Origin of the sequence: Burkholderia sp. BCC1208 (assembly GCF_902833095.1) — a bacterium.
Classification (GTDB): Bacteria; Pseudomonadota; Gammaproteobacteria; order Burkholderiales; family Burkholderiaceae; genus Burkholderia.
Map to the genome: position 1 here is coordinate 25133 of NZ_CADFDY010000019.1, position 26492 is coordinate 51624.

Genomic DNA, 26492 nt, shown 5'->3' on the forward strand with positions numbered 1-26492 from the left:
ATACGGATATGCAGGACATCACCGGTCATTTCGCACTACCGCTTGTCGCCCCTTTTTCCGACGTGCCGCCGCCGTACGGTCGGTGCGGCAGCGCGCTCGAGAAAATCCGGCAGCCCGGGCCACGCGTGTTCGACTTGTGCCCCCACGGAGTCTCGCGCGAACAAGCAAAAGCATCCGCCGCGGACTTCGGATCCGGCAACGCGCCATGGCGACGCCACCGTCCTGCGCGCCGCTCGTGGCGGCGAACGCTTGCCGTTGGCCTCGCGTTCGCGGCGCCGTGCTGCGTTGCTACACATATGCTCGAAAGCGGCGAGGCGCATCCGTCTCCCGACAGTGTTTATCGCGGCACGATCTCCGTTGCATCGACGCAGCAATCCGCACCCGCGCGCATACCTGCCGCGGAGGACGTAAATAGGCGGGCGGGTTCGCTCGCGATGCCGGAATATGAGACATCGCATGGTGACCCGGTGCGCAACGCTGCCGTCCCGACGACCGCGACGAAGTCTTACAACCCTGACTGGCACGCCACGGTACGCGCGGTGCCCAAGAGCGCGCGATCCAAGGCCAGGCATGCAGTCCCCATGGACGACGTAGCCGAAGGGCTCGACATGACGAACGCGGAATTCGCGTACTGGCGTGAAGCGACACGGGATCGCCAGCTCCATCGAGAGACCCGCTCCAAACGCGGCGAGTGGTATTTCAACTCCATCGACCATCCCCGCCTGATTCCCTATTGACGGTGGGCGACGCGTGCTCGATCCAGCCGAAATCCATGCGATCCAGAATCCGTTCAACAAGCGTGTGCTCCCGAACGTGTGATCGGACAATGCCATTCGGTCGGGCGTGACAGGCCATCTGCGCTGAAAAAGGCAGGCATGAGCCACGCGCACCTGCCGGACGGCGGGCATGTGGGCCATCGACCCATCTCGGCGCCGGTCGCGCGCCATGGTCGTCGTGCTTCCAATGATGCGCGGCGGATGCGCTTTTTTCGCGCTGACGATGAGAATTTTCTAGTCCCTTGAGGTGGTGTCGAGCGCTATTGTTCAGGCATGGATTTCGCGCGACCGTCTGTGTCGCGGTCTCCAGCTTGGGATGGCGCACTGTCGCAGTGACCGGATACCTTCTGTCGTGTCGGAGGCGTCATCGAGGCAATTTTTTGATAGCCATGTTCGGAATTTCCATCGATGAGCTTTATTGACCGAGAGAGTTATTCGATTTCGCCTTCGTCCGGTACGAATCCGGATGACTTTATTTCGGCGAGAAAGATAGATATTGTCGTTGCAGACCCTTATCCGATGATCGTGCAGGGTCTGCGCCACATATTCTCACGTGTGGATGGTATGCAAATCGTTGCCGAGGCGCATACGTTGTCTGGTATGGCCTCGCTGTTGAGCAGTTGTGCATGCGATGTGTTGATTTGCGATTATGCATTTGGCGACGATCCGGCGCCGGACGGGATGCGAATGCTCGAAAGGATCCGCAGAAACCATCCTCATGTGAAGATTATCCTGTTGGCCGAGTTGAGGGATGGCTTGTCTATCCGGCGTGCGCTGAAAAACGGTGTTTCCGCGTTCGTTGTGAAATCGAGCGACGATTCACTTTTCCTGCCCAAGATCGTTGATAAAGTCATGCGGGGGAAAAAGTATGTGGATCCGGACATTGCGGGGGATATGCTGTGCGATTCCAGTCGAGGTGGTGGCCGACAGGCGAGAACCAATTTATTGTCACCACGAGAGCTTGATGTGGTCCGATTTCTCGAGCGCGGATTGGCAGTTGGAGAGATTGCGGAAAAACTCAGTCGGAGTCGGAAAACCATCAGCACTCAAAAAGCAAGCGCGATGAGGAAGTTCGGCGTGAAGACCAATGTCGATCTGGTAGACGCTGTACGAGACATGCTTTGGCGAAGTTAACTCATTTTGTCTTCTGGTTCGATCTTCACGTCGACGCATGCTTACGTAATTAAAAGAGTGGGTCGCGTCATCTTTGAATCAATTTTTCGAGTTTGACATGATTGAAAATTTCAGGAGATATCTTCGCCTATTCACAATTTTTATGTTGATTATCGTCGAGCAAGGCGTAGCCGTTGTCGCTGCCGCCGGTAATGATGGCGTCAACGAGATCGACGCACCGGAAAATTGCCGAGGCGTGATTTCATTGGGGGGAAGCGACGTGACCGGTCGTCGCGTGTTGGACAGCAATACGCAACCACACGTGATGCGGAGCGCACCGGGGACGGACATCTGGACACTCTCAAACACCGGTACGCAAGCTCCGGCCGATGCATCCTACGGCTATATGCATCGCACCAGGGTCGCAGCGCCCAAGGTGTCGGGCGTGGTATCGCTGATGTTGACGACCAACCCCTGGTTGACTCCGGCTGAGGTCGCGAGCATTTTGAAGCGCACGGCATGTCTTATGTCCATTGTGTCGAAGACACGACCGTGCAGAGTGATTTCGCCGGGGCGGGGCGTACTTGATTGCGGAAGCTGCGGTATCGGCTGCTGCGGCCGAGCGAAATAGCCCGGCCCGCTAATGAACGGACCGACTTTCATTTGCCAGGCGGCTACCGCTCCGGTTGGATTTTCAGGCTGAGCAGCGGCGCTATCACTATTCACGCTGTGCGGCCATCAACGTGTTGAGTCTGGTAGTCAATAGCTCGACTTGTGCGAAAAACGCCGACAGTGCTGCCTCCTGGCCGATCACGCCATCCGCTCGAAGTCGGGCGGATAACCGCTCGCCCGCTTCGGCCAGGACGTCCGAACCGAATAATTTGCTTGCGCCGGCGATGCGGTGGATATGCTCGGCCGCTGCCACTACGTTGCCGCTTCGTACTGCGGCCTGAAGGAGGGCAATATCCTTCGCGGTCTCGACAAGAAATCCCGGGATCAACGTCGGCAAGTACGCGGAGTCTTCGGGCGAGAGGGGGGAAGCAAGACAGCGCATGGCGTCCGTCAGTGTCAGACAAGGCGACGCCGGTACCCAGCGTGCAAGCTGCTCCCGCAGTACGGTCAGCGTCGTGGGTTTGACGAGAAGGTCGTCCATGCCGGCTTCGGCGCACCGAATTGCTTCGTCGGGCAATGCGTTGGCCGTCAACGCAAGAATGGGGATGCGCCGCGACCGGGGTTCCCGTGAGCGGATGCGTCTTGCCAGCTCGTAGCCATCCATGTCCGGCATCGCGCAATCGCTAAGTACCAGTGCGATATCGTAATCATCCAGTGCGTGTAGTGCGTCCGCTCCGTTGGAGACTGCAACGACGGTATAACCGAGTCGGGCGACTTGCGCCTCGATTACAAACCGATTGATGGGATGGTCATCAACGACAAGAATGCGAACGCCTGACGACGGACATTCAGCGGATGGAAGACTGGTATCGGTCTCTGTGAAGCGAGGCACGGCGGCGGCATGAAGGCACAGTGCTTCGATTGCGGCGCTTGTCAACGGATTGTGGCTGAGCCGACAGATGCCGTCCGGCGAGATCTCGTATCCCGTCGGGATGGGTTCGTCTGTTAGGCTGATAACGAGCCTGTCGTCGCGGATTTCGAAAGGCTTGCATTCGTCCACAAAGCGTATGTCTGCCTGCGAGGTATCGCTAGTCACGACGACGCCGAGCGGCACCAGCAGTTCGCGCAGCGCGGATGCGAGCGCTATGTCGGATAGATCGATACTGGCGTGCTTGCCTGCCACCGGTGTGGACCGAACCACGAGATGGACATTCAGGTCGAATTCGACGATCACGTGCGTACCGATACACGGGGTGCTTTCAATGCGAATGGAGCCCTGCATCAGTTCGACCAGTCGTTTGCAGATGGCTAGCCCCAGGCCGGTGCCGCCGAATCGGCGTGATATCGACGTGTCGGCCTGGGTGAAAGGCGCGAACAGACATTGCAGTTGCGCCGGGGTGATGCCGATACCCGTGTCATGTACCGTGAAGCGAACACGTTGGCACGCGTTGCGGCAGTCGATAATCTCGACGCGTATGCCGACCTCGCCGCTTTCCGTGAACTTGATTGCATTGCTCATCAGGTTGAATAGAATCTGGCGAAGACGCAGGCCGTCTATTTCCAGTTCGGCGGCGAGTCGGTGGCTGACGAAATTGCGCACGACGAGGCCCTTGTCGTGGGCGAGCGTAGCGGCTACGGCACTGACTCCGTCCAGGAGCGCACGCAGGTCGGTCGGCTCAGGCACGATTTCCAACTGTCCTGCCTCGATCTTCGAGAAGTCGAGAACGTCGTCGAGAATCTGCATCAAAGTCATCGCGGATTCCCCGATCATGTGAAGCATCCGCTGCTGCTTGATGGTCAACGATTCGTGTCGCAACAGCTCGAGCATCCCAACGATCCCATTCATCGGTGTGCGTATCTCATGGCTCATGGTGGCCAGAAATCTTGCTTTTGACGCCGCGGCCAACTCGGCTGCTTCTTTCGCACGAGCCAGTTCTCTGGCTTGCGCCTTGATGTGAGTGACATCTGACCAGACGCCGCTCCAGAATATCGTTCCGTCATGCTCGGCTTGCGGCGTCGCTTCTGTGTGAATCCAACGCTCGCATCCATGGGAAAGACAGCGAAAATCGATGGAGACGGGCGTCATGGTCAGCGCGGAATGCTTGACAGCCGATTTGATGAGAGATCGGTCATCGGGGTGGACGCGTGAAAGCGCCGTCAGCGCATCGTCTTCCATCGCTTGTGCATCCAGGTCCCACATGGCACGGGTATTGCCTCCGATGTAAGGAAAATGATGCAAGCCATTTGGAGTGCGACGTAATTCGAAGACGACTGCTGGAAGATGGGCGGTCACGCGCCTCAATCGCTGGTCCAATGCGCGTGCGTGTTGTTCTGCATCGCGAATGGTGGTGACATCCACCAACGTGACTAGAAGTCCGCCCGGCTTCCCACTAGGTAATTGAAAGGGATGCATCCAGTACAGCCAGGACCGCTGCTTCTGGTCGCTGTCCATCAGGTTGACCTCGGCATGATGAGGTTGTTGCTGCCCCTGCACTTGTTCGCTTATCGCATGGATGTGCCTATTCCATTGGGGATCCAGCGGGGACGCCTCGAGCGTCGTTTTACCGATCAGCTCGTCGCGCTTCAACGAGAATGCAGTTTCATAAGCGTGATTGAGTGCGATATATCGGTTCGCGCTATCTTTCGCGACCAGCGGGTATGGAAGAGACTCCATCAGCGCTTCGCGGAAGCTGAGCTGATCTGCCAGTTCACGTTCAACTGCTAATCGCCGGCGGATCTCGCGGCGCAGCCGGACGTATGCAGTTGTGATGGTTGCCAATACGATCGCGGTGCCGAGCAACACAAGCTCGAACGTTTTCCATGGCAGACCCGCCGAATATCGAGGCCATAGCCATCGGCTTCGAATGCGTTGCTGTTCCCGTTTCGGGATAGCGGAAATCGCGCGGTTGATCAGGGGAATCAGTCGTTCGTAGCGACGGTTGACTGCAATACTGAGCCGACTGTCGAGATCGGCCGGCGACGCGATTTTGAGAATGCCGGGAAAATAGTTCCGGATGTTGAAATCTACGATGGCCGCGTTTCCGACATAGGCATCGGCACGTCCTTCCGCCACTGCGTTCATTGCTTGATGGGCGCTCGCAGCCACGACAATTTCCGTCTCGGGCATCTGTTGCCGTACCGTGGCGGGAAGCTCGCTGGGATCCGAGATGGCTACCCGGCGGCCGGCAAGGTCGATGATGCCTTGCGGCGACGCGTGAGGTCGAGTGACGACTACGTCGGGGAGAGTGATAAACGGGACGCTATAGAGCAAGACCCCGTCCCGGGTGACCGGCGTATTGACTGGTATGGCTGCATCCAGATCACCCGACTGTGCGAGTGACAAGGTTTCGGCCCACGAATTCGTTTTCACGACAGCAAAGCGAATGCCGAGCGATGCCGAAATATGTTCCAGGTAGTCCGCAGCAATGCCGCTCGGGCGATCCTTCGTGTCAAGGTAGGCAATTGGTGCCCATTGCGGGTCCACGCCGAGCTTGATCGGGGGAAGCGAGGCCAGCCAGCTTCGCTCGTCCGACGTAAGCAGCAAGCGGTCGGCCGTTCCGTGAATTTGAGTGTGCACCGCCGGCTCCTTCGGCCAAGGCACCGCCGACCGAAGCGTCGATTCTTCGACATTTTCGACCGTCACGGACTCGATCGGGCACGTGCTCAGGACTGCGACGACGATGGCAACGCTCAACCGGAAGCTGACCCAGAAGCTGTTCTTCAAAATTCACTTACCGTGCGATTGAATTGCGATGTTGCCGCTGATGCGGCACGCACATTTCAGTTGATTGGGGAGTGGGCCGAATCGTTCTGGTGGACATGACTCTGAACCGAGACCATACGGCACCTCCGACCGTCGCCGCGACCGGGCAAACGGTATTAGCCATTGAGCCCGAGGTTGCCGACATACTCGTAGAGTTCGGCATCGCTTTTGAGGCCGAGCTTGCGCTTTGCCGATGTCTTGGCCCAGCTGACGGTCTTGATGGTCCGATGCAATATCTGGCCTACTTCCGTTGGCGATTTGCCGCTGGCAAGAAGGCGCAACACTTCCAACTCTCGTGGCGTCAAATTCGCAGCCCTCTGGCTTTCCATCTCGGTCAGCCCAAGTTTCGTCAATTCGCGCTGCAGTCTGGCACTGATGTAGATCGCGCCTCGCAGGGCGGTGCGAACGGCAGCGAACAGTTCGCTTTTTTCCGCTCCCTTTTCCACGATGCCCAGTACGCCCTCGTTCAACATTGCACGCAACAAACCGGCGTTCGCCATATTCGTGAGCACAATGACGGGTAAGGCTCTGTGATCCCGCCGTAGGGTCGAAAGCATTGCGAGTCCATCAGCGCGCCCCGTGTTGGGCATCGAGAAATCCGTGATTACGACATCACAAGCAACCTGGGCCAGGATTGACATCAACTCGCTCGGGTCGCCAGCCTCTCCCACAACCTCCATGCCATTCTGCTCGATCAGAAGGCGGCAACCGAGCAACATGATCGGATGGTCATCTGCGAGCACAACGCGCCAAGCCATTTCACAATCCCCCAAATTAACTTCGGCGAAGTTTAGCAAGCGATAGATCATTTATGTTCATCAAATAATAAAATCAGAATGCGCCTACAAGTTTAGTGAAAAATAAGAATTGTCTGATGTCGGAAATGGAGGATTTGCCGTACAGTCTTATCGGGAATGCTTTATCTTTTATTTATTTTCTATTAATCTATTTTTGGCGGGTTTTGGGTGAGTGTAGCGGTAATTAGAATGCTAGTCGTTACGGCCCTTTTTTGGGGTATTTCTGTTCCGGGCAACGTTGGCAATGGCCTTGAGGACCAAACCGAGTAGATTCGAGAAGTCTGAAAAAGAGGCGGATCGTGGCCCTGATCGTGACAAACCACCGTCAAACGAAGCATGGGCAGCAGAGCCACGCGACTTGATGCAAGGAGGAGTAATGAAAAGTGCTTGGGTGGAGGGTAAGACAGTGATCGTGGAGGTGCGTCCCGATGATTACCGACATGTCGAGTCGGCGGCGCTGAAACTCGGGTATACAGTGCCGGAATTCCTACTGTTGAGTGCCTCTCTTGTTGCTGCTCACATACAGGAAATGGGAGACCTCCAGGAATGAAACGGTCCGACGTAATCGGGCAGGCCCGATATCGTGTGGACCACGCTGGAGTTCCGTCGAAACATGGATTACGCATCGGATGATATGGCTCAGGCGCATCGGGTCACGTTTGCCTGCTGGAGCATCACCGGCGTCTTTCCTGAAATTCCCTCATGATTGCGCGATCCACCGATCGCGGTGCGATCCGGCGTCTACAGATTTGCCTCCTCCGTGTGGATCAAGTAACGGGCCCGTCCGCCCGCGTAAGCGTCGGGGGCGCGAGCAACCTCGCGTGTGCGCTCCGATGCGCACGTCTGCCTCGACCCAGCCAGTATCGGACTTCTGGGCAATGCCCCCGCGGGCCAGCCACCGCGCCCCCTCCGTCCGCGTGGGGGGCCTGTTCATCTGTTTCATCATCTGATCGCTAACTATCGACGCTCGCTATCCCTGTCGAGTGCGACGGCACGATGCTCGCATTAGCGACATTGATGTTGATGAAGAATCGATAGCGCCGTGTTGTCGTGTGCGGTGTATCGAAGTATGAGCAGCGTGAACGGAACGACCATCCAGTCACCATCGCAGATCTCCGCGTTATGGACGGCGTCGGGATATCCCAGCCACCCCTTTCAGGAACCCCAAGCCACCCGCCAAGCCCGGTGACAACACCCTGGATCATGACTGCATTAGGGCGAGAATCACGCCGAGCCTGGCTGGTCCAAGCCCCGGATTATCGGAGCGTGGAAAGGGTAACGGGGCGTGACGTCGTCGACAGATGGCCCATATTTCAGGTTCTCATATAACGGTTACAAAACTTCCGGAGATTGATCGCTGCGTTTATAGGAAAAAGAGGCTTTCTTGCCTTTTGATGCTGGAAGAGTGATCGCAATAACCGGAACTACAATTCCATATTCTTGATAGAAGGTTTTTTGATCGTTTTTGGCATTGGTTAAGGCCTGGCTGTCTCCTGCTATGTAGAAAAACGAATGAATCGGAAGATTTTCGCCGTTGTTTGGCTTCCATGTAGCGATCCGCAATTCGTTTTGGATCTCCCACCATGGAGAAAGCATCTTTTGTCTTGCAAGAATGCTTTGATAAAAATGATCTGCAGTGTCCTCGTGTCCTTTGGTGACGTCCCAGCCGCATTGATCGCTGTATTTTATATTTAGGGAATTGAAATGTTCTATCCACTTTTGAGCATCCGTGATTCCCTGTGCGATGCAGGGGCGGCTTTCGGCGGGGTAATTCGTCGACGCGCCGCAACCATTCCCAGGACGCTGGTCGGTGCCGCCGTCCATTGAATAAGCGCAAAGAACCATGATGCTGTCTTTGCCTTTAAGTGCGCTATATCCGGGATATAGTATGAATCCGTTTTTGTAACCAAAAACAAGCCGTGAAAAGTTACTATCGGCTCTGATCCACGAGAAAGAGACGCCGCCACTGGCTTGCGAGGCTGGACTTGGGTTCCATGGTCGGAAAGCGGGACTTTCTACGGTGGCGCGCAACATTACTCCGCTACACAGGAAAGCTGGTCGATACTGGCTGCCACAGCTTTTTGGGGTGTTGTAATACCAATCGTAAAGTTGGCTGATCGCAATAGGTCCGACGTAGTCGATAACTTTTGCTTGCGCCGGAGCCGCGCTGTTTTGTGCAGTCGCAGCTTGGCTGATAAAAAAGAATGCTATTGAAGATAAGCAGAGTTTAAAAAAATGATTCATGGTGATGCTGCTGGTGTAAAAGTTTCCTGGTGGTACCTTGTTGTGGTTTTTGATCGTCGTTTCTGATCGATAGATTTCTCCGTGTCGTTCGGATGTTTCAGGGGTTGACATGTTTTAAGGAAAAATCGCTTGCGGTGGAAAGCTTGAACGGATTTCATGGGCGCATTGTTTAGCGCAATCGCATTCACCCACTTGGCGACGCGTCACGCCAGACCGGCCACAGGATCGGAATAGCTGGCTTAGCTCGGCGACTATTTCCCTCCGGAGTCGACGGCAAACCGGGGGCTTACGTTGCGCAATACTTGGAAAGAGAGAACGGTTTTCATGTCCGTGAGTATTGGTCTTCGACTATGTCTCGGTGGCCACGCCTCGGATCGCCGCTAGAAACAGCCGGCCCTCATTAGTGAGCGCGAACGTGATATTGCTCACGCGCACCTAATTCGGTTGTCGACCGCCAAAACACCCGGATTCGGTGCTCCAAGGATGCTATGCGTCGAGTCCGTCGTTACACCGCGCAGAGCGGTCAACGCCCACCGGATTTATGTAACCGCGCGACCGGAACAATAAGCGCGTTCGCCCCGAAACGCTGCTAGATAATTCTGGAACTCGAAAAATTTCCGAAATTACAACGGTACGAAGACTATGTATTGAGGCTGGCCCCGGGATGCCGGTATTCTGCCGCCGATGCAGTCGAGTTTCAAAACTGCATAATTTTTTATTGGTATTAAATTCGTGTTGTGATTATTGGAATTGATTGGTATGCGATGTAAATTTGTTTCAAGCACGGTATTGCGTGTGGGCGCGCGCGGGCTGTACAAGGTTCCCGTCGCGCTTGCAATGGTCGCCGGCGGTGGGTGTGGCGTCCTATTTTCTTCTGCTGCGTATGCGCATAATCCATATGTTGGATATGAAACTCCCGCGGCCAGCAACTGCATAAATAGCGGTTTGCTATTTGAAAATTGCGCTAGATGGGATAATTTAAAATATAGGGGAGTGCGGGGGGCTCATTTTTCCCAGATGGCGGGTCGGTATTTTTCTTATCTTACCTCCGGGGATGGGGCTGATACATATTTGTGGTCGGGTGTATGGGCGGGAAGTAAATCAGCCGGGCTGTTTTATGGTGATGATCCGTTCAAGGCGAATCGGATAACCGTCGATGCCGAAGGAGCGACCATTGCCGGCAATCGGCTTGTGTTGTCGTCCAAGGAGGGAATCAGCGTTTCGGGTTCTAGAGTCTCCAACATCAGGAACGGCGGCCGCGCCGGTGATGCAGTCAACGTCAACCAGCTTTCGAGGGTGGCGAACGTGCTTGGCGTGAACATCGACACCAACGGCCACGTATCGGCGCCGACATATCAAGTAGGCGGCAAGTCATTCGACAACGTTGGTGATGCGATCGCCGCGGCTGCCGATAGCGGTACGGATCCGAATGCGGTTGCTTACGACGATTCCGCCAAGCGTTCGATCACGCTTGGCGTGAAGGGTACGACTTTGAAGAATGTGGCGGCCGGCACGGTCGGTGCGACGAGTATGGAAGCGATAAACGGTTCGCAATTGCACCGTGCGTCAAAGAGTGTCGCGACGGCGCTGGGAGGCGGTTCGACGGTGGACGCAGCAGGTGGCGTGACGGCGCCGAAGTATCGCGTCGGTGACAAAACCTACAGTAACGTCGGCGACGCGATCGCGGCAGCCGCGGACAGTGGCGGCGGTATGGATCCAGACGCGGTAGCGTACGACGATGCCGCCGGCAGCACGATAACGCTGCGCGGCGAGCATGGCACGATATTGAAGAACGTCGCGGCAGGCAGTGCGGATACCGATGCGGTCAATGTGGGGCAATTGACTGCTGCGACGCAGCCGATACGGGATGAGCTGGCTGACGTCAGCCTTGCGATGAAGTCCATCCAAATCAAGCCGCAAGGTGTAGACGCGATAGCGACGGGAACCAATGCCGTTGCAGTTGGCGCCGGTGCAAATGCGATAGCGAACGGCTCGATCGCTTTGGGTGCTGGTTCGCGCGTGACCGGACTCAATTCGGTCGCGATCGGTATCAACTCGGTCGCACTGGAAGCAAATCAAGTGTCGGTGGGCGACGTCGGGCGCGAGCGCCGCATTTCGAATCTGGCGGCGGGTACGAAAGGTACCGACGCAGTCAACTTGAATCAGCTGACTGATGCGATCGGGAAGGTGTCGAGCCGTACCGACAAGCTCTCGTCCGATCTGGCGTCGCGGCGCAGCTTGCTGGTTGCCGATCCCTTTGCCATCGACGAGCAACGTTTGTCGAATTTCGTGCTGATCGACGGTCAGGGCGCTGACGGTAGCCTGCCGAACGCGGCGAGTATCGCCGACGGCGATCCGGCGAGCACGACCTCGGCTGCGATCGGGGTCGGGTCGGTTGCGTCGGGCGCAGACACTATTGCCATTGGCATGCGTACCATCGCGAACTCGGACAACTCCGTGGCGATCGGCAATATGGCGCAAACTGGTGCCGAGCAGCCGTACTCGGTGGCGATCGGATCGCATGTGACGACGAATGGAGCCAGTGCCGTTGCAATCGGTTCGCAGGCGAAGGCAAACGGTGAGAACGCGATCGCTGTCGGCAATAACAATGTGCACGCGATCGGGGAGAGTTCGATTGCGATCGGCAATGGCGCCGAGGCCGTGGTGGGCGCAACGAATGGCATTGCGCTGGGCACGGGCGCGAGCGTTGCCCGAAACGTGACCGACGCGATGGCGCTCGGCGCGAAAGCCTTCGTGGAAAAAGGGGCGAACGGCGCCGTGGCGCTGGGGGCGGGTTCCCAGGCGAATCGAGTCAATACCATTTCAGTGGGCAATGCTGGAAGCGAGCGCCAGATCGTGAACGTTGCGGCGGGTACGCAAGGTACCGACGCGGTGAACGTGGCGCAGTTGCACGGCGCAGCTACGAGTCTTGCGAACGCGATCGGCGGCGACACGACGGTCGATGGAAGCGGCCACGTGGCCATTCATTCGATTGAAGTGCACGGTCACAAGTACGCGACGGTATCGGAGGCGGTGCAGGCGGCCGCGGCGTATGGCGCCACAGATTCGCTGGCGCTGCGCTACGATCTCGACTCGCACGGCAATCCGAACTATGGCTCGGTGACGCTGGGCGGTCCGTCGGCAGCGCCGGTGATGCTAACCAACGTTGCCGATGGCAAGAGCCGATACGACGCGGTGAACTATGGCCAGTTGTCGTCGCTGCAAAGCGACTTCGAAAACCGAATGGGCGCGATGGACGATCGCGTCAGCAAGATCGAAACCGATGCCGGTGATCTGCGCAATGATAGTCAGGTCATGACGATGGCCAATCTGCGCCGGGATGTTAGCGACGTCGGGGCCGCCTCAGGCTCCGTTATCAACAGCGATGCCGGCGACACCATGGCAATCGGCGCGAATTCGGCCCAGCAAGCGTCGGGCGGGACAGCGATCGGCGCCGGGGCGGATGCACGTGCAGTCAATAGCACTGCGATCGGGCAAGCTGCATCGGCTCATGGCGAGAACAGCACCGTGGTCGGCCAGGGCGCGACGGCGTGGGGCAATAACAGCGTTGCAATTGGTACAGGTTCCCTGGCTGACGCGGACAACGCCGTCTCGTTCGGCAACAGCGCCACGGGCATGACGCGCACGCTGACCAACGTGTCGGCCGGTGTCGCACCGACGGATGCCGTCAACGTCCAACAGCTCAACGAATCGGTGGGAGGCTTGCGATCGCAGATCGAACACGATCGTGCGGATGCAAATGGAGGCACCGCGTCAGCCGTGGCCATTGCGTCGCTGCCGCAAGCGCCGGCGCCCGGAAAGAGCGTCGTCTCAGTGGGCGGCGGCACGTACGCCGGCCAGTCTGCTCTTGCGGTGGGTTTGTCCACCTACGCCGGGCGCTGGATCATCAAGGCTTCTGGCTCGACGAACACACGAGGAACCGTGGCGGGTGGTGTCGGCGCCGGTCTCGTATGGTGAGCAACCGGAATGACGCTGTGAGTTGCGTTGCGGGTGGCGCTTAGGACGCACCTCATTGCCTGCGCTGGTCCTGTTGGCAATACGCGGCAGGACCAGCAGCCATGGAGCGACGAGATAGAGGCCACCGACGAGCCGCCCGCCTTGGGCAAATATGCTAAGTGACGGCGGCGCCGAACGAGCGTTGGGACTTCAACGATCGATCGCCTGCGAGTACGGACGATATCCGCCGCAACCACCCGGAAATTGTACCGCGCGGCTCATGACAGGCCGCGGGCGGTTACCGTGCGCCGAAGCCGTCGCAAACGAGAATCGCGGAAACGCATCATTCACTCCCGTAAGCAGTACCGCCATCGGGCTAACGGCGCCGTGGCGCCTATTCGACACCGTCTCTGATTATTTTCCATTTTTGTATGCCCATGTCGAGGAGCGTCCACTCCATTAGCGCCCGGGTGAGATGGTGGAGCTCGCCTGTCCAATCATATTAAAAGCAAGAGTGCCGATGATGAAAAATCGGCATATCTCATGAATTTTATCAATTTTAAGAAAAGTGGAAAAATGAAATTAAAATCGTTTTGTATCTTCATGATAATGATGTCTTCCCTCGCTGGGATCTCACTCGCCCATGCATACTCGGGCGAGGGTGGCTCGGTCGCGCTTGTCGGAGTCGCTGGCAACAAGGTCACGCAACAACTCACGGACAATTACAATAATCTGGCTGCAGATTGCGGCAGTGCGACAAACCCAGCGTTTCGCTGTTCCGGGGTAATGCTTCGCGGGACCGAGCATTCGTCTCAGTACCACTCATGGAACCCAAGTCCTGCTTCCGTTTCGAGTGGAGGCGTCTCATTCTCCTATCTGCGAAGAGATTCGAAGTTCAGCAAACTGGCTTATGGGTACAGTAATGGGTTAATTTTCGTTCCTTATAGGTATAATATAAAGCCGAATGTCGTGGAGCCTGAAGTTCTATGCTCATTCCCCATCGATGCTAATACTGAAAATCGAGTGGGCAACGGATGCGGTGCGGATAACTCATTTCCGACTGATAGCGGTCCATGTCAGGCGCGAGGCATTTCAACTGCTTCGGAGTGGCTGTCACACTACAACAACACAAATGGTAATAAGCACGCACACCAATGCGGCTTCGACGTACATCACGGCGCCCCAGCGAGCGCCGCGATTTTCAAAACCAGCATTGAGGCAATGGCGTTGATCGGCGAAGAATCCATACACGAGCAAAATGAGCTGCGTTTAGCTACATGGGATCAAGATATCCCTGAGAAGCTGCCAATCATGGCATTTTTCTATCTTGCAGGTCACGCAAATGGACTTAAGGGAGCCCAAGGTGACCAAGTGGATTACCAGCAAGCCTCGAAGCGCATCGTACCCATCATCCGGATAACGCTTCCGTCATCGCGGTCAGACGAAGCTACGTTCGTCTATGACAAAAATGATCAGATGATTGTGCCTCCGGAAATTGCGAATCCGCCGGTTGATCCGATTCCGCTGGTTCCACCGATCCCTCCCGCGTGATATTGAACTGCTTAGGGTTTGTCAGGGGCTGCTGATTCTGGGGTCCGCTTCCGGGCCCATGCGACGGCTCGCCTTGGAGCCTTACCAGCGCAACAGGCGCGTCAGCAACTGCCCTGTTGCACATGGAAACTCCATGTATGGTCCGTCGATTCGTCAGTGACTTATCGCACTCCCGTCCCCGCGATGCCGGCAAGCCGTGGCTGATGCGCTCAGCAGTCCGGCCTTGCCGAGCCGCGGCGCTTCTCGCGGGGCCACGATTGCCGCACACCGAGTCGCGCAGCACTCAGCCCGAGCGTTTGCCAGCAGGTGTGTCATGCGCAATGACGTCGTGCAAGCGTTCGGGGGCCGTCGCGGATGGGCCGGCACGGCAGCCTGTTTGAAGCCGCCACCCGTTGCTCGCCAGCAGGCTATTGAGTGGCGAGGAAGAATGCCGCGTGGCCATACCCGGTGCCGACAAGCCGCGTCTTACGATTGGGACACCCAGGCGCTGTCTGAGAACGTCATGCGATGAGTATCATATGGTCTATAATCAGGTATCAATCGATACCGATTTGGGAGTCGTCATGTCACTCGTTACGCCGGAAGCTGTGGCAGCTGTCATGGAGCTTCGCCCCTTGCCTCATACCCTCGCGGAACTAGAGGCCCGCGTGCGTGACGGTCTTCCGAAGTCTGCTCTGCGTGCGGGTGTCGAGCATGCGACGCAGGGTGCCGACGCCCGACGCGCGCTGCTTGCGCGCATCATTCCGGAGGCGACCTACAAGCGCCGCCGCGATCGTCTGACGCAGGACGAATCGGAAAAGACAGAGCGCCTGGCGCGGATCGTTGCGACGACCACCTACGTCTGGAACGACGAAGAGGACGCGCGGGAATTCCTGGCGACGCCGCACCCCGAACTTGAGGGGCGTGCACCGCTCGACGTTGCGTTGACCGAGCTCGGCGCGCGCCGCGTCGAAGAATTGCTCTGGAAGTTGTTCTACGGGCTGCCGGCATGAAGTTGTATCGCATCGCCGACACACGACACACGATCTGGAGCGGCACCGGCGCGATGCTGGCCGGCGGCCGCTTCAACAGCCCGGGCCGTCCGGTCATCTATGCGGCGCTGACCTTCGCGGGTGCGATGCTCGAGGTGCTCGTGCATGCGCGCATCGGCAAGGTACCCAGGACACACGGATGGGTCGAAGCGGCTGTTCCCGATGATGTCGTCGTCGAGCGCCATACGGTCGAAACGCTGCCGGCAGGATGGGATGCAGCAGCACTGCAAGTGGCACGTCGGTTTGGTGACGCATGGCTGACGGAGTCCCGCTCGGTGCTCCTTGTTGTTCCATCCGTTGTGGCCCGCGCGGAATTCAATGTGCTGGTCAACCCGATGCATCCCGATGCCCCGCGGATCGTCGTGGCTGACCCACAACCGGTCGTGTGGGACGAGCGACTATTTCTGGCGCCTTACGTTGGACAGTCTTAGCGGCATCCAGATGAACTGCTAGAGTTCACGGGCGGGCACAGGGCGTGACCGCAGACGCGCAGCATCTGTGTTGGATGTGAGGTAATGGCATTGCCACGTGCTACAGGTTGCGCCGGCCGGCTGCATTCACGACGGACAGTTGCGTAGACTTCAGCGAGTGCGCTGCGGCTCAGGAACCGACGTCATGGTGCGGGTAGGATTCTGCTCGAAAATGCGCGGCTTGCGCCCTCGCTCGGAGCGTCTCGTGTCTGCTTTTTAGTGTCTATTTAGTGTTCGGGCTGGGTGACGCGGATTTCATTTTAAGGGGCCGGGACAGAAAGCCTTGTGGATATTGGCTCGCAGCGTAGGCACGATCCAAGTTAAATGAAATGTGAGCATTTGAACGAACGTCCATTAGGAGAAGTCGACGATTTCAACAGTTTCCGCACCGTCCGCCACACCGCCGGCCACCACCCTAGAGTGACTTGTGAACACGCTCGCCGACGACTTTACCGCCCGTCAGATCGTGCGGCGCGAATTGAGCGTGGCCGTGACGAACCATTTGCGCGCGTACCCTGGCAATCGCCTCGGCACGCTCGCGCAAGTAGTGAATAAGCCAAGCTCAGTCAGTTGGATCGACGCGTGGTTTGAAGGCGGTGGGCGGGACGTCATCGCGGCGATGCCGCGCCCCTGAGAACCACGCCTGAATGGATTAAGCTGCAATAATGTCCACCTCCGACCGGTGAATTGCATCGCCGCCCAATTCAAACGATCGCACATCTCTATCCACGACCCGGATAGATTCGAGCAAGTCCACCTTAGGTCAGTACTGCCACGCTTGCAAAAATCCGACCGACCATAGATTTTTATTTGGCGCGGGCAGTAGGAACGACATCTGAGCCGAGTGCCGGCAGACTTGGCCGCTGATGGGCTGGGTGCGCTTACCGTGCTCATCCGCCCGCAGCACCAGTTCGGGCGTGCCGCCACCGAATACCAAAGGCGATGTAGGCCGGGCACCGATTTCGTCTGTGGAATTGAATTGCGAAACTTCTCGACACACTTGCCAAGCGAAGATAATACCTATTGACAGCGCTGACCTGGCAATGCGCTAGACGAATAGCACACTGCTCTACATTGCCGGAATCTGAAATGGCGCTTGGTTGTCTCGCATAGCTGACCATAAAGTACCAAACTGCCGGTGACCCCTCGCGATGGCGAAAATGCGTCCGAGTCGAGTCGCCCTGTGGAGGACTACTCTCTTGCCAGCTGGCGATTACGCATGCCGGATTCGGTGGTCACTGCCCATGAAAACCTGGTTCAGGTACATGGGGCAGAGTCGGCCAGTCTCTACAACTCGCGGCGCGGTTCATAGCGACGATCCGCTATTTTTAACTTGCTGAGCACAACGCCTCGATTCGACGGGAGAATCCGTCGACAAGACGGATTTGGGCTCTTGCCAGCTACTGCATAAATTCCCTCCTGTTCCCACCACGGTTCGCGTACAACTCAGGACCGAGGCGGTATGCGACTCATAACACGAACGAGCTCCTGACTATGTGCCGTCGCGATCAGGGCGGCTTCAGCGGTTGTGGTGAAACCGCTTTGAGTGACATGTCGAAATAGTCGAGAGATTTCGGCGGAACAATAGAGAGCGATTGATGATGGCACACGACCTTACGGCGCTGGCTCAGCAATGTGCACCTGCCGTCGCACCGCCGACGCTAGCCGCTATTGTGCGCGTCGAATCCGGATTCAATCCGTACGCAATCGGCGTTGTCCACGGCCGTCTGGCAAGGCAACCGCGGCGCCAAGATGAAGCAATTGCCACGGTCAACGCGCTTGAGGCAACCGGGTGGAACTATAGTGCGGGCCTCACGCAAATCAATCGAGCGAACTGGTCTCGCTACGGGCTGACGGCATCAAACGTGTTCGATGTCTGCCAAAACTTGGCTGCTGGCGCGACGATTCTAAGCGAGTGCTTCGCACGTGCACGTGTTGTCTACTCGAACCCTCGGCAGGCACTGCGCGCGGCGTTGTCATGCTATGAAAGCGGTGACTTTATCACCGGCCTCCGAACGGGATACGTCGAACGTGTGGTAACAGCTGCAAACGCTACCCAAGCCATCGTGCCCGCTCCGACTTCAGTGGCAAAGCCAATTCCGGTGATCCCCGCGCGCCCCGTAGCTTCACACAGGGAGATTAGACCGCGGTTTTCGCCAGCATCTTCTGCGCTCCAGAACCCGGAAGACAGGACGGTGCGCGGTCAGCGAGATGGCGAGTCCGAAACCGATGCTGTGATCTTCTGAACGGAAAAGGTGATAGAAGATGAGAAAGGGTAATGTTAAAAGCGTAGCACTGCTACTAAATAATAGTCTATTAAAGATCGCCGATATATTCTGCAGAACAATTTCTCTTGTTCCTCTTCGAATTGTAGTGGCCAGTGCGCTTGTCGTGACGGCTGTGCCAGCAAGCGCTCAGCTTACTCAGGTTAGCACCTTGCTGATTACGATCCAGAATACATTGCTCGGCGTCGGTGGAGTGGTGTGTTCGATTTCGATCATCTGGGCAGGTTTCAAGATGATGTTTCAACATGCCCGGTTTGGTGATATTGCACACGTCTTTATCGGCGGTCTATTCGTCGGCTGTGCGACGGTGATCGCCGGCATGCTGATTCCGACAAGCTGATGTGTGCATGGAGTGATTAATGGACGCACTCACGGACCCCGTCTTCAAAGGTTGCACCCGGCCTGCAATGCTATGGGGGGTACCGCTCGTGCCGCTCTTGATCGTCCTCGGCGGCATGCTGATTCCTGCCGTGTGGGTATTGATTGCCAGTCCACCTGCGGGCGTTGGGCTCGTGCTGCTGATCATTCCAGTATTCGCGACGATGCGAATGGTCGCGCGCGAGGACGATCAGCGGCTCGCCCAGCGTCTGTTGCGTTTCAGGATGAAGCTGCGTCAGCGCAATTGTCCGTTCTGGGACGCTCACGCCTATGGGCCTATCCGTTTCAAGCGCAGAGGTTGACATGAATATGCGCTCAACGCTGGCTGCAGTCGCGCAACGCGAAGTGGTGCTTGCCGACTTTATTCCGTTTTCCTCGCACGTCACAGACCGGGTTATTCGTACGTGCGAGGGCGACTACGTGCAAATCTGGAAAATCCCCGGCATCGCGTTCGAAGCGGTCGATCCGGCCGAGATCCTTACACGCCACATTGGATTCAATCAGCTCGTACGTAACCTCCCTGGCGGCCACATTGCGCTTTGGATACATCGGCTACGGCGGCGCACCGCAGATCGCTTCGAGACATCGTACTCCAACCGGTTTTGTCAGGAGTTGGCTGAGCGCTACTACGCGAGCTTTTCCGGATACCGAATGATGGTCAACGAGCTGTATCTGAGCGTGGTGTATCGACCACATCGCACGACACTGGGACGGGCATTTAGCCGTGCGGCCCGTCGTACGCTCGACGATATTCGTCGCGACCAGCAGGACGCGTTGCGAGCCATGGGAGATATCGCCTCGCAGATGGAATCGGGTTTAAAACCCTGGGCGCCTATCGCATTGGGTGTGGTTGAGCGTCCCGATCCATTGACGGGGCAGTCGCGCTGTTATTCGACCGCGCTCGAGATGCTGGGCTATCTCGTCAATGCAACGTGGGAAGTGGTGCCGGTGCCGGCCAGTCCAATCTACGAGGCGCTGCCGACCTCTCGGCTGCTGTTTCAACGGGAGAAACTCGAAATCCGTATGCCTGCGCAAACCCGATACGCGGCCATGCTCGATCTGAAGGATTATCCGGAGCAAACCGAACCAGGAATGCTCAACGGATTGCTGTATGGAGAATTCGAGTATATCGAAACGCAAAGCTTCACCGTTCTCGATCGTCCAAGTGCCAAGGAGACGCTCGAGCGTCAGCGCAATCAACTTGTCGCTGGCGACGACGTGGCCGTCTCCCAAATTGAAGCGATGGATCGTGCATTAAACGATCTTGTGAACGGTGACTTTGTGCTAGGCGAGTATCACTACACGTTGGCTGTAATGGGCGACTCGTTAAACGACGTGGTCCGCCATGTCGCCCACGCACGGACGTCCCTGGCCGACGCCGGGTTCCAAAGCGCACTCATCGACCTGGTGGCCGACGCCGCATGGTTTGCGCAGTGGCCGGGAAATTGGCGATATCGGCCGCGGGATGCGAAGCTCACTTCGCGCAATTTCTGCGCAATGGCCAGTCTGCATAATTTCGCAACCGGAAAACGCAATGGCAATCCGTGGGGCGAGGCCATCACAATCGTGAAGACGCCCAGTGGCCAACCGCTCTATCTGAATTTTCACGCGACGCCTGAGAAGACCGACGCCATCGACGAGAAGGCTTTGGCCAATACGCAGATCATCGGTCGTGCCGGCGCGGGTAAAACGGTGCTCGAACTATTCTTGCTCGCCATGGCGACGAAGTATGGCGTAACCGCCGTGCTCTACGACAAGGATCGCGGTGCCGAGATCGGCATTCGTGCAATGGGCGGTAAATATACGGTCTTTCGTCGGGGAGAGCCGACCGGTGTGAATCCGTTCCAGCTTGAACCGGACGAGGCCACGCGCAATTTTTGGGAACGTCTCGTATGCAAGCTCGTCGATAGCGGCTCTGCGCTGTCAGCCAAGGAGGAGCTCGACATTTCCCGCGCCGTCCAGCAGGTCGCGCGCATGGAGCGCTCGTTGCGACGATTGTCGATGGTCCGACAACTTTTACCGAACGTTGGCGAAAACAGTTTGCATGCGCGGCTTGCTAAATGGTGTGCCGGTGGACGTCTAGGCTGGTTGCTCGACAATCCAGTGGACCGGATTGATTTTCACAGCCATAGTCTCCTCGGATTTGACGATACGGAGCTTCTTGACGATCCCGAAGCGTCCACACCCCTCACGATGGTGTTGCTCCATCTGACCGAGCGCTTGATGGACGGACGGCGCTTTATCTACGTGATGACGGAGTTCTGGAAGCGGCTACGCGATCCGGTTTTTAGAGAATTTGCAAACGACAAGCAAAAGACGATTCGCAAACTAAATGGTCTGGGTATATTCGACACGCAGTCGCCCGCGGATGTACTCAATAGTCCTATTGCCCGCGCACTTGTCGAGCAAACAGCCACATTCTTCTTTCTACCGAACCCTACAGCTGACTACGGCGACTACGTGCATGGGTTTAAGCTTTCCGAAGCCGAATTCAACATCGTGCGGCGCATGGGCGAACACAGCCGGCTATTTCTGGTTAAGCAAGGCCATCGTTCGGCAGTCGGGCGGCTGGATTTAACCGGTTTGGGTGACATGCTCGACGTACTGTCTGGCACGACGGATAACGTTGCATTGCTCGATGCGATTCGAGCCGATGTGGGTGAGTCACCGGAAGCATGGCTGCCGCACTTCCATGATGCAGTGGCCGCGCGCCGAGCGCGATCAAGTTCGCGTCGAACAGATCATGTGAACACCGTGGTAAGCCCTGAGCGAGGTGCGCGATGAACGGGCTTTTCAGTGCGGTGGGCGGCACGCTCGAAAATGGTATGCAAACGTATGTGACAGACGCATCGTCGGCGCTTTCCTCCGCGCTTGTACCAGTGGCGACAACGGGGGTGACGATCTGGATTCTCGCGTTTGGCATGGCCGTGGTTCGCGGCGAGGCCCATGAACCGGTCCCTGCGTTCGCTTGGCGAGGCATGAAAGTCGCAATCACACTCGCATTTGCACTGGGCACAGGTCTTTATCAGTCGCATGTTGTCACCGCCGTGAGCGGGGCCACTACCGGCGTTGCTCAGGCAATTCAAACCGCGGCAGTCAACGCTGGTGCCGGCAACGCGGGGTGCGCGGATCTCGTGCAAGCAAGCGCATCAGACACAAGCGCGGCCGGCATCTACCGCACGCTTGATTGCTATGACCGGCAGCTTAACCTCGTGGTTGACGCCTATTTCGATAAGGCAACCCACGAGGGGTTGAGTATGAGTGGCATTGTCGCAGGCATCGGTGACCTCGCCTGCGGTCTGGTAGCTGCGTTCGGCGGGGCGATTTTCCTGATGGTGTTGGCCGTCGAAGTTCTCATGGCGCGCATGCTGCTTGATCTCGTGCTTGCGCTCGGACCCGCATTTATCGCGTGCGCTGCATTTAGCCCGACCGCGCGCTTTTTTGAGGCTTGGACGGCCAAGGTGGTGAACTATGCGCTGCTTCAGGTATTGGTCGCAGCGTTCCTGGGGCTCGCGCTTGCCGCATTCTCAGCCAATCTCGCGCCATTTCATGTGACGACGGCACCGCCCGAGACTTCTGCTGATGCGCTTGCGGCAGCCGCGCGCGAGGCACTGGAGGCGAGCGCGCCATGGGCGGCGGCATTTGGCATGTTCGTGACGTCCGTACTACTGGCCATGATCGGCTGGCAACTGCCGGCCGTCGCCTCTGGGCTTGCCGGTGGCGCGACCCTCTCCGGTTTTGGCGCCTTCGTCTCGGGATACGCGTCCCAACAGATGATCGGCACACTGGCGTCCGTACTGCATGCCTTGCCCCGAGGCGCGTCGTCGAGTGTCCGGACAAGTGAGGTCGGCGCGCTTGCGCGCACAACCGGGGCCGTGCGAGCGCCCGCTTATCAGCGCGCCGCACGTGCTCATCTCGATCAAACCGAGGATTGACGAGGGATTCAAACCATGAAGCGTCACTCATTAACGGCCCACATCCTAATTGCTGCGACTGCGGTCGCCGGTGTGATTGCCATGCCCGCAAGCGCGGAGATTTATTCCGTCTATGACGAACGGAACGTGGCTCAGGCCATTGCGATGGTCGGACAGTTAAAGCAGCAAGTGCAGCAGGAAATCGCGCTGTATCGCTCGATGAGCGGTGCGCGCGGGTTCGGCGCGTTGCTTGACCGACCGGGGCTAGCCAATGCGCTGCCTGCTGATTGGCAAGACATTTATGCAGCGATTCGACAGGGTGGGTATGCGGGCCTCACCGGTCCTGCAAAAGCGTTACGTGCGCAAAGCAAGCTCTATGACTGCGAGGACCAGCGCGGCATCGATCGGCAGATTTGCCAACGCGCGCTGAACAAGCCATTTCAGGACAAGGCACTCGGTCTGCAAGCGTATCAGACCGAGCTGGCGGAGCTTGACCGGATCGAGCGCTTGATGCGGCAGATCGATGCCACCCAGGATGCGAAAGGCATCGCAGAGCTACAGGCGCGCATTCAATCTGAGAGCACTGCAGTCGGCAACGAAATGACGAAGCTGCAGCTTTTCAAGGCGCTGTCGGATACCGAGGACCGCTTAATCGCGCAGCAGCAGTCCGAACTGATTCTCAAGCGAGCTGGCAACACTCGCCGCCTTCAGGACGAGATGGTACCGGCGACATTTGGACGGTAAGGAGGACGATCGTGAAGCCGATTTGGTCGTCGATGACGTTGAGCATGCTGATCATAGTGCTGTCAGGGTGTGGCAGTGTGCCGCCCAAACCGGAGCTGCCCGATGGTTCTCATCGGGTGCCGGTCAATCAGCAGTCTCCTATTCCGCTCGGCAAAGTTGCGCCATCAGTTGGGGACTGCCCATGAAAGGCGCGGACGACTACCGACGCGCGCTCGACTTTGAGACGTCGCTCACGCATCTGCAGGCGCGCTCCGAACGCCGAGCATGGCAGGTGGCGGGCGCAGCCGTTGCCGTTGCAATGGGCTCTGTGGCCGCGCTTGCCGTGATGACGCCGTTTTACCGTGTGGTGCCGTTACCGATTGAGGTGGACAAGCTCACTGGTGAAGCGCAACTCATCGATGTGCTTGACGCAAAGCACATTCCACTGCGCGAGATACAAGACAGGCATTGGGTCGCGGTCTATGTCCGCTCGCGAGAGCGATATGACTGGGGATTGCTGCAGATGGACTACGACCGTGTCCTTGAAATGAGCGACGAGTCGGTCGCACGCGCATATCGCCAAATCTACAGCGGACCTGACGCTTTAGATCAACGCCTAGGAGCGTCGGTACAGTACCGTGTTCGAGTTGTGTCCACCACTCTGGTGCCTGACGAGCCCGGCCGTGCAGTCGTGCATATCGAACGCACGACTCTCAAGAATGGTATCGACAGTGGCGAGCCCGCACAACGTTTCGTGATTACGCTGGCTTTTACGTATCGTCCAGCTACGCTGATGCGCGAGCGTACGGCAATCGAAAACCCCTTTGGTTTCAAGGTCACTGCGTACAGTCGGGATGCCGAAGACATATCACCTGCTCAGGCTGCGGTTGCAGGAGGGACGCGATGAACGTGCTCGTGTCCGCGACAGTTATGCTAGCAAGCGTGGCGGCGCAATCCGTCGATGCTCATATCGTGCCGGAATGGACTCGTGATGCGCGGGTGCGCCAAGTACGCTTCGTGCCAGATGACGTGGTGCGCGTTGTCGCACAGCGCGGCTTCGCCACGCATATCGCGCTGGATCCGGGCGAGCATATTCTTGTGGTCGCGCCAGGTGATCGTGACGGATGGCACGTCGTCGCCAACCGGGGCGATCACGACGTTTATCTGAAACCAAAGCTTGCGGCGCACGACACGAATCTCGTCATTCGGACCGATCGACGCAGTTACAGTTTCGATCTTGTCGTGCTGCCGCTGAAAGCCCGCTTCGGTAATGCGCGCGAAATGTACCGGGTAAGTTTTGTGTATCCCGACGCCAACGCAGCGAACGCTCGTATTGCGGCGCGCATGACGTGTCTGCAACAACGCCTTTCCCAACCTTCGAGCGTGCGCAATACCGCTTATTCGATGCAGGTCATGCCGCATGCCGAAGACATTGCACCGTCTGCGGCGTGGGATGACGGTCGCTTCACATATATCCGAATTCCGAACAATCGCCGAATACCCGCTGTCTTTCGCGTTGAAGACGACGATAGTGAGCGCGTTGTGGACAAGCATATGGACCACGATGTGATCGTCGTTCATGAGCTGGCTCGGCGTCTCGTGTTGCGTCTAGGCGACGAGACGGTCGGACTGTGGAACGACGCATTTGACGTTGACGGCGTAGCGCCTCGGCACGGTGTAACGGTCGATGGTGTGCGCCGTACTTTGCGGAGCAGCGAGGATGATTGACGAGACTTCGCGCAACGGTAGATCCCCTCACGACAATCTCGAGCCACACCAAATCGACCTGTCAGGATCCGATTCGTTTACCGTCCTGGATCGCGGCTTACCCAGTCTAGATGGGCAGAATCGTCGCTCGATAGCCGGCTGGCTTATCCCACTCCTGATTGTCATGCTCGCGCTAGCTGGCGCCGTGTGGACGGTTCATGGCGTGCTCAGCCGCCATGATGCTGCCGAGCGCGCTCGGCGCAATGCGGTTCGTGCTCAGGATACGCACGACAAGGTATTCGAGATCGATCCAGCGCTTGCGGAAATTGCCGGAGCTGCAAGTGCGGGGCCTGCGCCATCGATGGCTGTATCAGCGCCACGCGCGGCCGTAGCCGTGGATCGCATCGGACCGGCACACAGCTATTACGATGCACCGTTGCTTGTCGTTGCCGGCCGTGAGAGTGAGCCTGGCAACATGAAGGAAGCAGCCTCCGGTGGGTCGGAAACGGTCCTGGCACACGTGAGCGAACAGACCGGTGGCGCGGATCAGGGTACGTTCTCGAGCCTGGCGCAGACGCTGGTTCCGACCCGCACGCCAAAGGTGAAAGCCGCGTTTATCGGCAACCGCAGCTTGCTGCTCAGTCAGGGCACCAAGATCGACTGTGCGGGCGACACCGCGTTCGATTCGACACAAGCCGGCATTTCGACCTGCACGGTCACTCGCAATATTTATTCTGACGACGGGCGCGTTGTGCTCATCGAGCGCGGATCGCAAATCAATTGCGAATATCGTGCCAATCTCGCGCCCGGGCAAAAGCGCGTATTCGTTCTGTCGGCCAGAATCGTCACACCGCATGGCGTGATCGTACAAATCGACTCACCCGTGGCCGATGCGCTAGGTCGTATGGGCGTGGCCGGTGCACTCGACAATCACTGGGGCGAGCGTGTGGGCGCGGCGATGCTGCTCGGACTGAGCCAGGATGCAATCGGCTATCTGGCCACGCGCGGGGGCAACGCCAACGGCACGATCGTTTATCAGAGTACGCAGGCACAAGGCAACGACATGGCGTAAGCGTGGAGCCGATACCATCTTGACGGGGTGAGTTACCGGTTTCCCCAACGATTGGATGCCATACGTAGCAGCGTGGCATTGGCAGCACGTAGATCGAAC

General features: G+C 57.7%; 20 protein-coding genes and 1 pseudogene. 17 read left to right on the top strand and 4 right to left on the bottom strand.

Features of this window, described 5'->3' with window-relative positions:
• The first annotated feature begins 8 nt into the window (after positions 1-8).
• The 3 genes from HWX09_RS32955 to HWX09_RS32965 all read left to right on the top strand — a co-directional run bounded on the left by HWX09_RS32955 (position 9) and on the right by HWX09_RS32965 (position 2520).
• Positions 9-737 carry a hypothetical protein gene (locus tag HWX09_RS32955; RefSeq protein ID WP_155257291.1) on the top strand — a complete coding sequence of 243 codons (729 nt, stop codon included), beginning with the start codon at positions 9-11 and terminating at the stop codon, positions 735-737.
• Between the two features lie 447 nt (positions 738-1184).
• Positions 1185-1910, top strand: a complete 726-nt coding sequence (locus tag HWX09_RS32960; RefSeq protein WP_027782042.1) for a response regulator transcription factor — start codon at positions 1185-1187, stop codon at positions 1908-1910.
• Positions 1911-2007: 97 nt separating this feature from the next.
• A complete protein-coding gene (locus HWX09_RS32965; RefSeq protein ID WP_080681213.1) occupies positions 2008-2520 on the top strand; it encodes a S8 family serine peptidase in 513 nt (170 codons plus the stop codon).
• 87 nt (positions 2521-2607) lie between these two features.
• Here the strand turns inward: HWX09_RS32965 and HWX09_RS32970 are convergent, their stop codons facing one another.
• From HWX09_RS32970 to HWX09_RS32980, 3 genes are all read right to left on the bottom strand, one after another.
• Positions 2608-6225: an ATP-binding protein gene (locus HWX09_RS32970; RefSeq protein WP_230469056.1), complete on the bottom strand. Its 3618-nt coding sequence runs from the start codon at positions 6223-6225 to the stop codon at positions 2608-2610.
• Between the two features lie 155 nt (positions 6226-6380).
• Positions 6381-7073: a response regulator transcription factor gene (locus HWX09_RS32975; RefSeq protein WP_051421325.1), complete on the bottom strand. Its 693-nt coding sequence runs from the start codon at positions 7071-7073 to the stop codon at positions 6381-6383.
• A 1320-nt stretch (positions 7074-8393) separates the two neighbouring features.
• On the bottom strand, positions 8394-9416 hold the full coding sequence (locus HWX09_RS32980) for a hypothetical protein (RefSeq protein WP_155257292.1): 1023 nt from the start codon (positions 9414-9416) through the stop codon (positions 8394-8396).
• Between the two features lie 960 nt (positions 9417-10376).
• Here HWX09_RS32980 and HWX09_RS32985 point away from each other — a divergent pair.
• From HWX09_RS32985 to HWX09_RS33050, 14 genes are all read left to right on the top strand, one after another.
• Entirely contained in the window at positions 10377-13283 is a 2907-nt protein-coding gene (locus HWX09_RS32985) for a YadA-like family protein (RefSeq protein WP_175888622.1), read from the top strand.
• A 522-nt stretch (positions 13284-13805) separates the two neighbouring features.
• The gene (locus HWX09_RS32990; RefSeq protein ID WP_230469057.1) at positions 13806-14813 is read left to right on the top strand and encodes an N-acyl homoserine lactonase; all 1008 of its coding nucleotides are present in this window, start codon (positions 13806-13808) and stop codon (positions 14811-14813) included.
• A 563-nt stretch (positions 14814-15376) separates the two neighbouring features.
• On the top strand, positions 15377-15805 hold the full coding sequence (locus tag HWX09_RS32995) for an antitoxin Xre/MbcA/ParS toxin-binding domain-containing protein (protein WP_027782045.1): 429 nt from the start codon (positions 15377-15379) through the stop codon (positions 15803-15805).
• Entirely contained in the window at positions 15802-16275 is a 474-nt protein-coding gene (locus tag HWX09_RS33000; RefSeq protein ID WP_027782046.1) for an RES domain-containing protein, read from the top strand. Before HWX09_RS32995 ends, HWX09_RS33000 begins: the two co-directional genes overlap by 4 nt.
• 466 nt (positions 16276-16741) lie before the next feature.
• Positions 16742-16948: a hypothetical protein gene (locus HWX09_RS33005; RefSeq protein ID WP_155257293.1), complete on the top strand. Its 207-nt coding sequence runs from the start codon at positions 16742-16744 to the stop codon at positions 16946-16948.
• Positions 16949-17915: 967 nt separating this feature from the next.
• Complete coding sequence (locus tag HWX09_RS33010) at positions 17916-18560, top strand: lytic transglycosylase domain-containing protein (RefSeq protein WP_175888623.1); 645 nt, start codon at positions 17916-17918, stop codon at positions 18558-18560.
• A 19-nt stretch (positions 18561-18579) separates the two neighbouring features.
• Positions 18580-18939, top strand: a complete 360-nt coding sequence (locus tag HWX09_RS33015) for a TrbC/VirB2 family protein (protein WP_027782047.1) — start codon at positions 18580-18582, stop codon at positions 18937-18939.
• Between the two features lie 19 nt (positions 18940-18958).
• Positions 18959-19279 carry a VirB3 family type IV secretion system protein gene (locus HWX09_RS33020; RefSeq protein WP_027782048.1) on the top strand — a complete coding sequence of 107 codons (321 nt, stop codon included), beginning with the start codon at positions 18959-18961 and terminating at the stop codon, positions 19277-19279.
• Position 19280: 1 nt separating this feature from the next.
• Positions 19281-21761, top strand: a complete 2481-nt coding sequence (locus HWX09_RS33025) for a VirB4 family type IV secretion/conjugal transfer ATPase (RefSeq protein WP_027782049.1) — start codon at positions 19281-19283, stop codon at positions 21759-21761.
• Positions 21758-22912: a type IV secretion system protein gene (locus tag HWX09_RS33030; RefSeq protein WP_027782050.1), complete on the top strand. Its 1155-nt coding sequence runs from the start codon at positions 21758-21760 to the stop codon at positions 22910-22912. The genes HWX09_RS33025 and HWX09_RS33030 overlap by 4 nt, the downstream gene beginning before the upstream one ends.
• Before the next feature lie 15 nt (positions 22913-22927).
• Positions 22928-23635, top strand: a complete 708-nt coding sequence (locus HWX09_RS33035; RefSeq protein ID WP_027782051.1) for a type IV secretion system protein — start codon at positions 22928-22930, stop codon at positions 23633-23635.
• A 181-nt stretch (positions 23636-23816) separates the two neighbouring features.
• Positions 23817-24521 carry a type IV secretion system protein gene (locus HWX09_RS33040; protein ID WP_027782052.1) on the top strand — a complete coding sequence of 235 codons (705 nt, stop codon included), beginning with the start codon at positions 23817-23819 and terminating at the stop codon, positions 24519-24521.
• Positions 24518-25342 carry a TrbG/VirB9 family P-type conjugative transfer protein gene (locus HWX09_RS33045; protein ID WP_027782053.1) on the top strand — a complete coding sequence of 275 codons (825 nt, stop codon included), beginning with the start codon at positions 24518-24520 and terminating at the stop codon, positions 25340-25342. Before HWX09_RS33040 ends, HWX09_RS33045 begins: the two co-directional genes overlap by 4 nt.
• The gene (locus HWX09_RS33050) at positions 25335-26393 is read left to right on the top strand and encodes a TrbI/VirB10 family protein (protein ID WP_034185342.1); all 1059 of its coding nucleotides are present in this window, start codon (positions 25335-25337) and stop codon (positions 26391-26393) included. Before HWX09_RS33045 ends, HWX09_RS33050 begins: the two co-directional genes overlap by 8 nt.
• A 32-nt stretch (positions 26394-26425) precedes the next feature.
• Here HWX09_RS33050 and HWX09_RS33055 read toward each other — a convergent pair.
• Positions 26426-26492 (bottom strand): annotated as a pseudogene (locus HWX09_RS33055) (plasmid pRiA4b ORF-3 family protein); the annotation flags it as partial.

What these genes read in the sequence shown, in the direction of transcription:
- HWX09_RS32955 (WP_155257291.1), top strand. Translation starts at nt 9, where the DNA reads ATGCAGGACATCACCGGTCATTTCGCACTACCGCTTGTCGCCCCTTTT.
- HWX09_RS32960 (WP_027782042.1), top strand. Translation starts at nt 1,185, where the DNA reads ATGAGCTTTATTGACCGAGAGAGTTATTCGATTTCGCCTTCGTCCGGT.
- HWX09_RS32965 (WP_080681213.1), top strand. Translation starts at nt 2,008, where the DNA reads ATGATTGAAAATTTCAGGAGATATCTTCGCCTATTCACAATTTTTATG.
- HWX09_RS32975 (WP_051421325.1), bottom strand. Translation starts at nt 7,073, where the DNA reads ATGATCTATCGCTTGCTAAACTTCGCCGAAGTTAATTTGGGGGATTGT.
- HWX09_RS32980 (WP_155257292.1), bottom strand. Translation starts at nt 9,416, where the DNA reads ATGTCAACCCCTGAAACATCCGAACGACACGGAGAAATCTATCGATCA.
- HWX09_RS32990 (WP_230469057.1), top strand. Translation starts at nt 13,806, where the DNA reads ATGAATTTTATCAATTTTAAGAAAAGTGGAAAAATGAAATTAAAATCG.
- HWX09_RS32995 (WP_027782045.1), top strand. Translation starts at nt 15,377, where the DNA reads ATGTCACTCGTTACGCCGGAAGCTGTGGCAGCTGTCATGGAGCTTCGC.
- HWX09_RS33000 (WP_027782046.1), top strand. Translation starts at nt 15,802, where the DNA reads ATGAAGTTGTATCGCATCGCCGACACACGACACACGATCTGGAGCGGC.
- HWX09_RS33010 (WP_175888623.1), top strand. Translation starts at nt 17,916, where the DNA reads ATGGCACACGACCTTACGGCGCTGGCTCAGCAATGTGCACCTGCCGTC.
- HWX09_RS33015 (WP_027782047.1), top strand. Translation starts at nt 18,580, where the DNA reads ATGAGAAAGGGTAATGTTAAAAGCGTAGCACTGCTACTAAATAATAGT.
- HWX09_RS33020 (WP_027782048.1), top strand. Translation starts at nt 18,959, where the DNA reads ATGGACGCACTCACGGACCCCGTCTTCAAAGGTTGCACCCGGCCTGCA.
- HWX09_RS33025 (WP_027782049.1), top strand. Translation starts at nt 19,281, where the DNA reads ATGAATATGCGCTCAACGCTGGCTGCAGTCGCGCAACGCGAAGTGGTG.
- HWX09_RS33030 (WP_027782050.1), top strand. Translation starts at nt 21,758, where the DNA reads ATGAACGGGCTTTTCAGTGCGGTGGGCGGCACGCTCGAAAATGGTATG.
- HWX09_RS33035 (WP_027782051.1), top strand. Translation starts at nt 22,928, where the DNA reads ATGAAGCGTCACTCATTAACGGCCCACATCCTAATTGCTGCGACTGCG.
- HWX09_RS33040 (WP_027782052.1), top strand. Translation starts at nt 23,817, where the DNA reads ATGAAAGGCGCGGACGACTACCGACGCGCGCTCGACTTTGAGACGTCG.
- HWX09_RS33045 (WP_027782053.1), top strand. Translation starts at nt 24,518, where the DNA reads ATGAACGTGCTCGTGTCCGCGACAGTTATGCTAGCAAGCGTGGCGGCG.
- HWX09_RS33050 (WP_034185342.1), top strand. Translation starts at nt 25,335, where the DNA reads ATGATTGACGAGACTTCGCGCAACGGTAGATCCCCTCACGACAATCTC.